Source organism: Mycobacterium sp. 852014-52144_SCH5372336 (genome assembly GCF_001665615.1).
Taxonomy (GTDB): domain Bacteria; phylum Actinomycetota; class Actinomycetes; order Mycobacteriales; family Mycobacteriaceae; genus Mycobacterium; species Mycobacterium neumannii_A.
Genome location: NZ_LZSW01000055.1, coordinates 65,510 through 77,540, shown reverse-complemented (window position 1 = coordinate 77,540; position 12,031 = coordinate 65,510). Strand labels below are relative to the sequence as shown.

Sequence of the window (12,031 nt, the reverse complement as noted above, 5' to 3'; positions counted from 1 at the left end):
GTCTGCGTCGGGGACCGATGAAATGGCCCGTGATCCCGACGCCGCGAGCCCCGGCCAATACACTCCGTCGGTGGGTTCGAACACCGTAGAGCACGACACCGTCGCTTCGCGGCAGCTTCTCAAGCTCGCCCTCGACGACGAAATCAAAAGTTGTAGGCGTTGCGACGGGATGAATACCGACGGCGTCACCGCGTCGGCGCCCGGCTACGGCTGCTTGACCTCACCGGTGGCGCTGGTCGGGCAGAGCCTCTGCGAGAAGTGCATGGGAACCCAGATTCCGTTCACCGAGGGCAGTGGCGACCTGGTCGACGAGGGCATTAAGCGCGCGGGCCGCGAGAAGAGAAACCTCTTCATCAGCAACGCGGTGCACTGCCACCCGCCGAAGAACCGCGCGTCCCATCAGCACGAGATCGTCAACTGCTCTTCGTACGTGCACCGCGAACTTGAGATCGTCCGGCCGCGGCTGGTGATCACGCTGGGCCGGGACGCCGAACGCGTGCTGAGGTTCTTCTATCCGCGGGCGCGGGTGTCGGTGCCGCCCTTCGAGGCTCCTACTGGACGGCTTCCTAAGGGTGTGCCGTACATCGTCAACGCGAAGCACCCGTCGTGGATACAGCGCCAGCACGACGACGAACTGGAAGACGAGTACGTGTCCAATCTGGCCGCGGCCATCCGGTGGAGCTTCGGTGGCGCTCGCGAGGAAGCCGAATAGGCGACGTGAAATTCCCCGCCGATGATGACGTCCTCGCTCACGGCTTCCAGTTCCGGCCGACATGGTGGGTTCCGAGGGTCGCGGAGGGGTGGGGTACCTTCCTCGAACAGCTGCCTGCCGGCGACCGCGGCTACCGCACAATCACAAGGGCTGATCTGCTCGACACCGCGACCCGTCACGGTCTGCCACAGTCACTGCTCGCTGGTTACGTCTGGGGGACCGGTGGCTCGGCGTTCCTCGTCGGGCGCCGCGCACGGGTGTTCCGGGACAACGACTCGCGGCGTGTGGACGAGGCCCTGCGCGCGGTCGCCGATATGCTGCAGCGTGGCCACACCGTCGAGGCCTACACCGCGATGCTGCGGGGGCACCAGCACTACCTCAAACACCTCGGACCGTCGTTCTTCACCAAGTTCCTCTATGCTGCAGACGCCTGTGACCGTCAACCCGGACGAGCTCTGATCCTGGACCAGTTCGTGGCCGTGGCACTGAAAGCTGTTAACGGTTGGGGCATCTCGCGGTACGGCCCGTGGGACCCATCAACCTATGCGAAGTGGATCGACCACGCACACCGCGTCGCAGCCGCCGAGGGTGTGCGCGCGGACGCTGTGGAGATGGCCTACTTCAACCACGGCCGAAAGGTCGCGGCCCGTCGTTGACCGCGGCGTCGACTCCGTGCCCGCTGAGTCGGATCGGGATGCGTACCGCTGCGCAGGCCGACAACACCGCCGAAGGTGTCGCCGAAGAAGAGGAAGCCAGTGAAGCTGGAGAAGTAGGCCATGGCCGATCGAACAGCGCGGCCAACTTCGACCACGGTCCGTGCTACCGAGACGGTATTTATCCGCCCACCAGAGAGGATCGCCAGCAGTGCCCACGTCGGTACCGGTAAAGCTCCATATTCGACTCGGCCGTATTCGAGTCGGCAGTGATCGGCTCGCAGTGGCCACCGGACGCGGCGGATGGTCCAGGCGGTGAGAAGTTCTGGCCGAAGTGAAGCGCGGTGATGAGCGTAAGGGCGGCGGGGTTGGCAATTTGCTGGGCTGTACTTCGTGCGATCGCAGCCCTCGCATCTGGCTGACGGCTCTCGCGACGGACCCCGGGAGTTAAGCCGGGGCTCAAGGCCTTTCGCAAACGGCAGTGGAAGAGAGCGCAAGACCCCGTCGACGTGGAAGTTTCAAGAGGTCGTTGGTGAGGGTTTGGTGACATATCGGGCCCAGGGCTGGGCTGCGATCTCAGCGTGGAGCTGGGTTGTGGTGTAGCTGTAGCCGAGGAGTTCGGCGACTACGGGCGGCGGTGCCGCGACGACGAGACTTTGCAAGGTGGTGTTTCGTGCGCCCAGCAGATCGATGCCCAGCCGTTCGAGCCTTTCCCTGATCACTTGTGGGGCCACGTGCCGGCCGGCCTGGACGCTGGGAAACAGCCACGGGCTGGTTGCGATCCCACCGGCGGCCCTGAGATTGGGCCGGCTGCCGGCGTGGTTGATGAGCATGTCTGCGAACGGCTGCGGTACCGGGATCGGCTCTCGCCCCAGTGAGATCCGCACGTCATTGTCGGTGGTGGCGATCGCCGACGTCGGCAGCGCCGCGATCCTGGTTAAGGGCTGAGCGAACAGCAGCAGGAGGGTTCCGGCGACGCGGTAAGGCAGTGTTTCGGAATCTCCGGTAAGCAGTTCTCGAAGCCATGCCAGACGCTGCTGCTGGGTGAGCGAGCGGCTGGGTGGAGCCTGCTGATGAGTGATGTGCACTGATCTGTTCAGCCGAGCTTTCTTCGCCCAGGCGAGGAGGTTTCGGATCTTTGATCGCGTAGTCGGACCGGATGCCAGCCACTCCTCGACGTCCTGTTGCAGGCAGGTGGCCAGGGTGCGGTGATGGGTGCTGTGCAGCCAGGTCAGAAACTTGATCGCCTCAGTGATTTCTTGTTTGGCGTATCGCACGGCGGCTGCAGAGCCTTGCCCGGGGACCGATGCTTGACGTAACCGGCGAAGGTGATGCCATGTGGCGAATTGTTCGACGGGCCCGCGCACAGTCGGCTCGGTTACCACCGCAAGCTTCACCGAGAGCCATCGCTCGAACCGGGCCAGCGATTCATCACGGGCAGCCAGCACACCGGTGTGTTCGAGCAGGCTGCGCAGATGGTTGATCGCTTTGTCAGTACCGGCTTCGTCGAGGCCGTCATGTGTCAACGGGATCTTCCCGTTGGCCAGGCCCCTCAGCAGTTCTTGGACTCGGGGCGAGCGTTTCCAGGTCAGGATGCTGGCGGGCCGGTCGACCCGGCACAACGCCTCGACGATCGGGGCAATAGCTTCCCGCTGTTGAGCGCCGTCGATCATCAACGAGGTCAGATCCTCGCGAAGGGCGCACCGGGTACAGGTTCCGCGCCGGTAGAAGTCGGCTTCGGTTCCGCAGCGTCGACAGGTGAAGTCGCCGGGAATTCTTGCGCACGACAAGCAGATCGGCCGCTTGCTTGGGTCCGCGGCAAGGCCGGCGAGGATGCCGTCGTGGCCGCACTGGGGGCAGACACCGCGAGTGTGCATCGCTGCGTAGAAGCAGCTGTTGCACAGTTGTTCTCCGGGCCAGGACGCTCTGCGCTGGTTGGCCATTCGTTGGCATCGGCTGCATTGAAACTCACCGTCAGTGACTAGCGGGCGGCCCCGTTTGGTTGAGCGCCTGTTGGGGCTAATCGTCATCGCTGAGCACCCTGGCTCGGCGAGGCCGCACCGCCTTGTTGAGTTCGACGACGTTGGGCTTGGCTGCGGTCTGCGAGCCCGACGACGCTTTGCGTCGACGGACATCGGTGGCGGTCACGGTCACCAGGTCCTCCACCCCGCAGCCCAAGATGTCGCACAGTGCTGCCATCATCTGTAGGGAAATCCGTTCGGGGCGTTGATAAACCACGCGATACACCTGCGGTCGTGACAGTTGAATCCCCCGCTCGGCAAGCAGCGGGATGAGTTGGGTACTGTTGTGCATTCCGCGGGCGGCCATCAGCTCGGCCAGCCTCCAGGTGTAGTCAACTTGGCGTTTCATGAACTCTCCTCGCCGAACGCAAGGGCGTTCGTGATGGTGCTATCCAACGCCCGGCGCAATGTGCTGACCCGGTAATCACTGGACACGCAGGTATACAGCGACGTCGTGCTGGCATGGTCGTGGCCCATCTGGTCCTGGACGAACTTCGCGTCCCAGCCGTCTTCTATGAGGTGGGTAGCATACGAGCGGCGCAGCGAGTGCAGATCCAATCCGTCAGGCAACTCAAGATCCCTACAGTAGCGACGGAATCGGCGCAACAGTGTGTTCTCGGCGACCAACGCGCCTCGTTCACTGGGGAACAGATCAAGCCCGTCGGACATACACGCTTGTCCGTGGGCGAGCCAGTCGGTGATCACCTCGGCAGTCCAGTTGAACACTGTCAGGACGCCGCGCCGCTTAGGCGGGGATCCCTTCTTGGCCTTGCCGTAGCGCACCTGCACAACGCCATAGCGGCCGAACTCGCCGGCATGGGCGTTGCGGGAGAAATCCACCGTTTGCAGATGGCGCAATTCGTTGAACCGAAGCCCGTAGGAGTAGGCCACTTTGAACATAGTCGCGTCCCGGTAAGCGGGCAGCCAACCCTTCCGCGCCGAGGCCGCGACCAGCGCGACTCGGTCGTCGGCGTGGTCAAAGAAGTCTTGCAACTCTTGCTTGGTGAAGGCCCGCTTCGCTGGGGACTGCTCATTGTCTTGGACGTGGCTGGCGGTGTTCCATTCGAAAAACACCTGAGCAGGATGGGTGCCGAATCGCTGTTCGCAGACCCGGTCCCACCCGTAGTCGGGATCGCTGACATACGAGCAGAACATCCGCAGCGCATTCTGGTAACCCCGCACCGTCGACTGCTTTCGCCGCTTCACCGAGCGCAGATCGCTGAAGAACTCCTCCACCATGCTCGGCGTCCACGTCCACGGGAACTCATTGGTCGCCTCGATGAAGCGCTCGACCAGCCGCGCTCGCCCCGCAACCGTGTCAGCATCCAAGTTGCGGCACAGTTGCTGATTGCGCCAACCCTCAAGCATCTCGTTGACCGTCTGGGCCTCCGGATGCAGCACCGGAACCGAACCGACCACATACACGCGACCGCTCAGATCGACGGGCAAAACGGCCTCCAGACTGTCTCACTCAATAAATCATTGAATCATCCCCTGAATCATTACCACATCGGCGCAGGTAGGTGCATCACCTTGACACGACTCAAACACGGCGTGTCGTCCTGGCACCACAAACGGGCACTCCGCCACCTGCCGCCACTGAGCCCAAAGCCACAGATCAACAACGGGTTTCGTCACCAGACCACGGTGCGCGCCAACTGTCGTCGACGCGGCACCTGTGATTCATCTGATGAAAACGGCGTACTTTTTCATGGATAACTGCTGTTATCCATGAGCCGATGTCACGTGTCGCGCTGACGGCGTCCGAACGTAGCTGCTCGCACGTTGAATAATGCGTGATGCGATCGCACATGCATAGGAGGCATCACGGTGAGCTACATCGACCACACAGCCGCGGCTGAAGCCAAGGCCCATTCGTACGTCAGGGAAGTACTTGAGCTGAACCCGGCCGATCCGATCCCCGACGACTACCAACTTGGCAACGACTACGACGCTCTTCTAAAGGCCTTCCGTGCCGGCGTGTTCTGGGCTCTCGATGAGCTGCCTAACGAAGCGGAAGACGACCGCCGAGGTTAGGACACGTAATTTCGTCGCGGTTCCACTACAGGGTCGGGCGGCGAGCGTCCGGGAACGCGTCGTGCTTTGGCTGCTCGGTCTCCTGCTGCGCGATCGCCGACCACTCCTCGGTCGGTCCGTGCAGGCGGGTCAGCACCACAGTCTCGGACACGGCGGTGTACCGCGCGAGCGCGCAGAGATAGGTACGCATCGCGATCGCCGCGTACATCGTCGTCTGCGCTGTGACCCCCAGCGTCACGTGCATCGCCGCTGTCGACACACCTCCCACCGACGGGCTGGCGGACGCATAGCGGACGAGCCCAGCCTGCCGGAAGCGCCCGTGCGTCGCCGCGGACAGCAACGAGTACGGCAGTCCCGCCAGCTCGTCCTCCTGTAACCCCGACGCCCGGTAGAAGTCCTTCACCAGCTGCGTCTCCGACGGCGGCGCGTCGGCGAGCCCTCGACCTGCGCGGGCGAGGATTGGGGCGTCCCACAGGCGGGGCTTCTTGCGGTAGGTAGCTTCGAGTCCCGCCGTGGCGCCGACAGCCCGGTAGTCGGCGGCGCGGGCGTCGCGTTCGGCAACCGCTTCTTCATCGCCTGACGGGAACGGTAGGCCATAGAGCGCCGCCAGCTCCTCGTTCAAGAAGCGCCGCAGCCGCTCCTCTTTGGACCCCGCGGTGAGGACGTACCACGCTTTCGCCGCGATGACGGCTGACGTGCGTGCCAGCGGGAATGGTGCCAAGGTGACGAGGTCGGTGCGCAGGATGGCGGCGATCCCGCGGAGCAGGTCGCACTGCTCAAGCCCGACGGCGCCCTGCTGTGTCGCCAAGGTCAGCAAGGTCTGTTTGGACCACGTCCCGGGGTGGTCGTCGCTCGCGGCTCTGTCCCGCATGGCCTCGCTGCCGATGTTGAACGGGTGCGACAGTTCCGCCTTGAGCAGGCTCTCCGCGGCGTCCACGAACCGCATCACCACGTCGGCGAAGTAGTCGAACTCTGGTGGCGTCAGGCGGCCGGTGAGGGGCGGCGGGGATGTCATCAGTTGAGGGTAGGTACCCGGCCCGACAGGGTCGGGCTGGCTTGCGGAGCGGTCCGAAACTCGGCGGAACCTAACCACCGCCACCGGCGGGCTCGAACCGCATCGCAACCCGACCTGAACGGCTCGGCTCGGCTTACTCGATCCTGTGCTGGTCGAAACATGCCTGGGCGGCCCCCTGCGCGGCCTCATAGGATCCGAACCGGCCGATCTCGACGGCCACCTCGTCGTCCAGGATCACGATCAGCGTCACCACGTCGTCGACGTGCTCCTGCCGCCGCGACGGCCAGATCTCGTACGTGACGCCGTCACAGGTGTTGGCTGCCCAGCCGTGGACGATCATCGACTCAGCGCTGTCGATGTTCCTGTCACCTACCAGCGCCCAGAACAGCTGCGACATGGTGGCCTCCTAGAGGTTCGGGGCCACCTGATGTTGCGGCCCTTCCTCTGTTAGGGGCCTAAGGAGGCTGGAACTACATGTAGATCCGCCCACCCCCTCAGTCCGGCACCTCAACTCCCCCTGCCGCGCACCACTCTGCGAGCGGGCCACCCAGGCGGCCATCCACAAGCTCCTGCGGCTCGTTCGCGTACAGGGCCAGCGCTCGGAGATGGGTCCGGGCCGCGATCGCGGCGAGCACCGTCACCTTGGCCGACGTCTCGGCTGACGAGTGTAGGGCCCGCATCCGCACGCCGAACTCGGTTCGGCCAATGAGGATGGACTCGGAGATACCGGACTGGGTGAAGCGCCCGTGCGTCGCGGCGGAGAGCAACGTATACGGCTTGCCCGCCTGATCTGCTCCAAGACCGGACGCCGTGAAGATGTCCCGGACGATGACGGTCTCCGACGGCGGCGTGTCCCCATCCTGCTGATCGGAACGGACGAGGTACGGCGCAAGCCCAGGCTTCAGCTTCTTCCTGTGCACGGCCCGCAGGCCGGCACTTTCACCGACAGCCAGGCGATCATCCGTCAGAGCGGCGATGTCGGCGAGCCTGTCCGGATCGTTGAAGTCCCACGCGGCGCCGTAAATGGCGCCCAACTCCTCGTTCAGATAGCGCTGCAGGCGCTCCGCACGGGTAGGGCCACTGACGATGAACCACGCCTTCGCCGCTGTCACCACGCAGGTCCGCGCCAACGGGTACGGCGAGAAGAAGACTTTCTCCGCCGGCAGCGCTGCCGCCGTCCCGCGGAGGAGGTCGCACTGCGCCGCAGCGGCGTAGCCCTGATTCATTGCCAGGTTGGTCAGGGCTGTCTTGGTCCGGGTGCCGAGGTGCTCGCGATCAGCTGCGCGGTCGCGTACAGCCTCGCTGGGGATGCGGGAGAAGGGCTGGCGGAGTTCGCCCGTGATCAGGCTTTCCACCGCGCCGGCGAATCGGAGGACCACTTCGGACAGAGCCGTGTAGGCGGCAGCAGGGACGCCGGGAGGGCGGTTCGTCATGTTCAGCATCATGGGCCAGACGCTAGACCGCGAGGGTGCAGGAGCCGCTGCGCGTCGCACGAAACTCAGTGGAACCGATAGTGGCCTCGGTGCGTCCAACCAGGTTGTTTACGAGCACGCGGAGGATGTCCCGGGCCGGCGCCGCCGCGTGATGCGGATGCGTTCCTCACCCAGGAGCGAGCCTGGCAACGGTTCGTGCGTGGGGCATAGGGGTGACGGCGGTGGAGTGAGAGGCGCTGGCGCGGTTGGTGCCCTAGTCGCTAGGGGGCAGACCTGCGGACGTCACGCACCTGCCGCGCCTGGAGCACCGCGAGGGTCCGGGCAGGGTTCCGCACCAGCTCCGCGAGCGACCGGAACTTATCGTGCACGTGCGAGGCGCTGCCGTGAATGCTGCGGACCGCATCCAATAGCTTCCAACGCGTTCGGAAGCCGACCGCCGGCAGGTGCTCCTTCTCCATCGTTTGCCAGTACCGATCTTGGGCCGCCCACAGAGCCTGATCGCACTCGTGGTCCGCATCGGCGATCGCGGTGATCTCCGGGGTCCGCCGCTTTAGCAGGTCTATGCGGCTGAGCCCGTCTGTGCACGGCCGCCGGGCTTCCACCCGGTCGAGGTCTGCGATGTAGGAGGTGAAGGCATCTCGTGACGCCGTCGATTCCTCCGTGTCTAGGCTGAGCGGGACCGCGAGGGTCTGCAGGTGCGTGATCGCCGACGGCACCACTGCAAGGGAGATCGACCCAGGGTGCTCGTGCACGTTGACGTAACGCACCAGCGGGAACCCCGCGTCGTACAGGTTGCTGAGCCACACGTTGCCCATGAAGTCGCTGAGCTCCTGGCCCAGCGGGGACACCTCCGCGGGTGGGCACGCGATGCGGACCCGGTGCAAGTAGAACTGACTCTCCGCGTCCGACTGGTTGTGCATGCGGCGGAACATGTTCTCGATCGCCGACTCGAAGGTGCCCAGGTGCGTCGCACTCGCTGTCGGTGACTCGTCGATCGGCGGCCAGTCCGCACGGGTGCTGGTGTGGTACCAGACCAGGCGTTCGATCTCGGCGGGATCCGTCGCGACGTCGGACGGGTCAGTGAGCGCTGGATACTCCTCTTGCGCCGAGACGTCGTGTCCGGAAGAGCAGGTACGGGATTTCCCGTTGGCACGGTCCTCGAACGTCATGACCACGCGGTCGCGGCACACCGGACACTCGAACCAGCATGCGTCGTAGGAGAAGTCGACCGGCCGCTCGATTCCGCCGCCGAGATTGCCGCTCATCGGGGGGGCTGAATGAACAGCGCCCGGTGGAACTGCGGCTTGCCGTCCCGATGATCGAATCGGTCCCATCCGAGCGACGCCCAGAACTCGTCTGCCTCCTCGCTATAGGCGAACAGCCTGCGCCCGCGGTGCCGCTCCGCGAGACCCTGCACCACCCGGGTGCCGATCCCGCGGCGGGCCGCGGTGGTGGCCAGCTCGATCAACTGGATCTCGAGGCGCTCGTCTTCAGCGAGATCGGGCACACCTGTGTATTCCGGGTTGATGCCGCCGGGGTCATCGAGTTCCACCCGCGCCACCTCGGCGTCGTCCTCGAGCACCTGCACGAACCACGGCTCGTCTACGTAGTAATAGGGGACATCGTCCCACCACTGGTCGTTCTCGTAGCCGACCGACCAGTCGAAGGGCGGCACCCACAAGTACTTGTCCGCCGGCCCGCGACGGAGGTCGATGAACTCCAGGGTCACGCCGTGGAGCCTACGACCGGGCTCCGACACCCCGGCCTGGCGATGCAACCCTCACCTTAGTGTCCGTCCGCGCCGATAAGCTCCCGCCATGTCGCAGCTGCCGATCTGGGCCACCATATTGACCTCCGGTGCGGCCGGCGCCCTCGTGACCGTGCTTGTGAACCGCTTCGTCGTCGGGCCCAGGCCGGACCTGCGACTGTCCTCGTCGACTGCACTCGTCGAAGACATGGAACGGGTCACACGAAAGAACGAGGGCAACTTCACCGGCATGGACTGGATGCCGCTGGGGTGGGTTCGTCTGACCAACCACGGCGACGGCATAGCGCACGATGTGAAGCTGACCGGCCAGCGGTGCCGGCCGCGGGTGTGGATCGGCGATTCTGGCGTGAAACCATACGCTGGGCAACCGGTCGAGGCCGAATACCCACTGTGGAGCAACACCATCGCGGCAATCGAACCCGGCGAATCCGTAAACGTATGCGTCGTCGCGCGCCATGATCCCTCGCAATCTAAGCCGACCGTCACCGCCGCGTGGCCACGGCTAGCTGGCCGGCGGTGGGCGGGGAGCCGCACCGTCACCTACGACTTCGCGAACTCACGACAGGTCGAGCATGGGATGCCCGGGCAGACGGCGCTCGGCGAGGCATGAGGTGGCAGGCATGGAAGCAACTGGCGGGGATTTAGCGAAACGGTCACACCCGCGTCAAGCGAAGAGCGACCGGTAGAGCTCACGCGCGCCGGGCTGAGGTCCGTTCTCGCCCGTATTGGCGAATCGAAGACTGACATGGGTAGTTCATGGATAACGAAGATTATCCATGAACGCACCGGAAGACGTTGTAACACTGAATATTTGGCACCTGTGCTACGTTCGTTAGTCCGTCACGGCGACGTATCTGGCTTCGGTCAGCGTTGATGCCGGTCGCGGAGACTTCACCGGTGGGCTGTTGCATCCCGTCGGGCGCGGTGACGCGCGGCGCTCATGTTTCCCTGGAAACGCACGACGTCCTGGCCACCCGCATCAAGGAAGCGGGTCGGAGCCACGAGAGGGGACGCCACAGAGCCGAAAGCTCACAGTGACAAAAGGGTTAGGCTGAAGGCCCATCGATGTAATAGGAAAGAATCTCGGGTTTCGCGGATGTGCAGCCAACCGCCGGCAATGAATCATGAATTCTCAGACCCATCCGAATTCCAAGGGATGAGGACGGATGATCCGCGCCGTGCCGCCGAACATTCTCGGGATCTCGGCGACTCTGCACTGATCGGGGCAGCCATGGATGAGCCAGTGTCGGCCTCCAAGCTGCCGGTGCGAACATTTGGACAGCTCCCAGATCTGCATGTTCCAGAAGACTTTGACGAACCGCTAACAGACGCGGAGAACGCTGTCTGGGAAGCCGATTCAGCAGATTAATTCGACTTCAACGCATGCGACAGTTGGGTTCCTTAGGGCCCCGCAACGCCCTTATTACGTCACAGTGACGAAAACCGGTTGGGGTGCCGGGGTGGCGCATGCGGGGCAAGTGTGCGTCCAGTGAGCTCGATTGGCGGACTCGGCGCGAGAGGTCCGATCACACGACCAGCGCGGAAGCATCACGAGATGCACAGGCCGATAGGCGAATGACTGAAAACCGTGTGCGCTCGGTCGGCGCAGTAGTGAAAAAGTCGGAGATCAACTGCAAAACGACACGCAGCGAGTAATCGACCCGGCAAGCATCGGCCTGGTTAATAAAACGCCGATAAGCCACACTATGTCAAGTTAGATGTTAGACGGCGCCATCTCGTACCTGCAGCCCGTCATGCTTCTTTTCGTCAGCGACGTCTTCCCCTGCGCCGCCTACTTTTTGATTAGGGTGATGGCGCAGAGCTCATAGACCGAGAACGACACGTAGGGCCGCATCAACGCGGCGCATTTCGTCGAAGCTGAGGAATCCGATGCTCTTGCCAAGCCGACCCGGGTCGACCGCCGCGGTCTGCTCAGCAAGTACTCGGGTATTCACGCCGGCGATTTCAACCTCGGGTCGGAAGCTGGCGGCACGAGCCGACGTGGACGTCGGTGCAACCAGCCAGGTCGACAGCGGCACGTGATCTGACTGGACTACCACGGCGTATCGGGAGCCATACTGCTCGTGACCGCGACTCCCCCGCGGGGCGTGTAACCGAAAGACCTCACCACGCACGCAGCGTCTCCATGTCGCGCAGCACCTGCGTGGCCTCAGCGCGGTCGGATTCGTCGTCGGCGAGCCTTTCCGCCTCGGCGCGAATCGCCGCATTGGCCTTTCGACGTGCGGCATCGATGAGGGCAGATCGAACGGCTGCGGACACAGCCGTGCCGTCCCTGGTTAAAACCTCCAGCGCCTTGGCTGTGTCGTCGTCCGGCCGGAAGGTGATCGTGTCAGCCATAACCACAGTGTACGACGCTTTGTAAGACAACCAC

General features: G+C 64.1%; 15 protein-coding genes. 4 read left to right on the top strand and 11 right to left on the bottom strand.

The window, feature by feature from the left end; genetic code table 11:
* The first annotated feature begins 70 nt into the window (after positions 1-70).
* Together A5759_RS17405 and A5759_RS17400 are read left to right on the top strand one after the other, a co-directional pair.
* Positions 71-712 carry a uracil-DNA glycosylase family protein gene (locus A5759_RS17405; protein ID WP_068200103.1) on the top strand — a complete coding sequence of 214 codons (642 nt, stop codon included), beginning with the start codon at positions 71-73 and terminating at the stop codon, positions 710-712.
* Between the two features lie 5 nt (positions 713-717).
* On the top strand, positions 718-1,368 hold the full coding sequence (locus A5759_RS17400; RefSeq protein WP_068199828.1) for a hypothetical protein: 651 nt from the start codon (positions 718-720) through the stop codon (positions 1,366-1,368).
* A gap of 515 nt (positions 1,369-1,883) precedes the next feature.
* On the opposite strand, the gene A5759_RS17395 is transcribed toward A5759_RS17400, so the two are convergent.
* The 3 genes from A5759_RS17395 to A5759_RS17385 all read right to left on the bottom strand — a co-directional run bounded on the left by A5759_RS17395 (position 1,884) and on the right by A5759_RS17385 (position 4,835).
* Positions 1,884-3,242 carry a recombinase XerD gene (locus A5759_RS17395; protein ID WP_369816226.1) on the bottom strand — a complete coding sequence of 453 codons (1,359 nt, stop codon included), beginning with the start codon at positions 3,240-3,242 and terminating at the stop codon, positions 1,884-1,886.
* 142 nt (positions 3,243-3,384) lie between these two features.
* A complete protein-coding gene (locus A5759_RS17390) occupies positions 3,385-3,735 on the bottom strand; it encodes a helix-turn-helix transcriptional regulator (protein WP_068199822.1) in 351 nt (116 codons plus the stop codon).
* Positions 3,732-4,835 (bottom strand): site-specific integrase, encoded by a 1,104-nt coding sequence (locus A5759_RS17385; protein ID WP_197506093.1) that lies wholly within the window; start codon positions 4,833-4,835, stop codon positions 3,732-3,734. The genes A5759_RS17390 and A5759_RS17385 overlap by 4 nt, the downstream gene beginning before the upstream one ends.
* A 381-nt stretch (positions 4,836-5,216) precedes the next feature.
* On the opposite strand from A5759_RS17385, the gene A5759_RS17380 reads away from it, so the two are divergent.
* Positions 5,217-5,423, top strand: coding sequence for a hypothetical protein (locus A5759_RS17380; RefSeq protein WP_068199820.1), 207 nt, complete (start codon positions 5,217-5,219; stop codon positions 5,421-5,423).
* Positions 5,424-5,448: 25 nt separating this feature from the next.
* Here the strand turns inward: A5759_RS17380 and A5759_RS17375 are convergent, their stop codons facing one another.
* The 5 genes from A5759_RS17375 to A5759_RS17355 all read right to left on the bottom strand — a co-directional run bounded on the left by A5759_RS17375 (position 5,449) and on the right by A5759_RS17355 (position 9,600).
* The gene (locus A5759_RS17375; RefSeq protein WP_068199819.1) at positions 5,449-6,438 is read right to left on the bottom strand and encodes a hypothetical protein; all 990 of its coding nucleotides are present in this window, start codon (positions 6,436-6,438) and stop codon (positions 5,449-5,451) included.
* 133 nt (positions 6,439-6,571) lie between these two features.
* Positions 6,572-6,835 (bottom strand): hypothetical protein, encoded by a 264-nt coding sequence (locus A5759_RS17370; protein ID WP_068199818.1) that lies wholly within the window; start codon positions 6,833-6,835, stop codon positions 6,572-6,574.
* Positions 6,836-6,932: 97 nt separating this feature from the next.
* Positions 6,933-7,883, bottom strand: a complete 951-nt coding sequence (locus A5759_RS17365; RefSeq protein ID WP_068199817.1) for a hypothetical protein — start codon at positions 7,881-7,883, stop codon at positions 6,933-6,935.
* Positions 7,884-8,131: 248 nt separating this feature from the next.
* A complete protein-coding gene (locus A5759_RS17360; RefSeq protein WP_068199816.1) occupies positions 8,132-9,136 on the bottom strand; it encodes a hypothetical protein in 1,005 nt (334 codons plus the stop codon).
* Complete coding sequence (locus A5759_RS17355) at positions 9,133-9,600, bottom strand: GNAT family acetyltransferase (RefSeq protein ID WP_068199815.1); 468 nt, start codon at positions 9,598-9,600, stop codon at positions 9,133-9,135. The genes A5759_RS17360 and A5759_RS17355 overlap by 4 nt, the downstream gene beginning before the upstream one ends.
* 88 nt (positions 9,601-9,688) lie before the next feature.
* Here A5759_RS17355 and A5759_RS17350 point away from each other — a divergent pair, with 88 nt between their 5' ends.
* Positions 9,689-10,249 carry a hypothetical protein gene (locus A5759_RS17350; protein WP_068199814.1) on the top strand — a complete coding sequence of 187 codons (561 nt, stop codon included), beginning with the start codon at positions 9,689-9,691 and terminating at the stop codon, positions 10,247-10,249.
* Between the two features lie 916 nt (positions 10,250-11,165).
* Here A5759_RS17350 and A5759_RS26150 read toward each other — a convergent pair.
* The 3 genes from A5759_RS26150 to A5759_RS17345 form a co-directional block, all read right to left on the bottom strand.
* Complete coding sequence (locus A5759_RS26150; protein ID WP_197506091.1) at positions 11,166-11,342, bottom strand: hypothetical protein; 177 nt, start codon at positions 11,340-11,342, stop codon at positions 11,166-11,168.
* 120 nt (positions 11,343-11,462) lie between these two features.
* Entirely contained in the window at positions 11,463-11,774 is a 312-nt protein-coding gene (locus A5759_RS25695; protein ID WP_082962180.1) for a type II toxin-antitoxin system PemK/MazF family toxin, read from the bottom strand.
* Complete coding sequence (locus A5759_RS17345; RefSeq protein ID WP_066840425.1) at positions 11,764-11,997, bottom strand: hypothetical protein; 234 nt, start codon at positions 11,995-11,997, stop codon at positions 11,764-11,766. Before A5759_RS17345 ends, A5759_RS25695 begins: the two co-directional genes overlap by 11 nt.
* Positions 11,998-12,031: the final 34 nt, after the last annotated feature.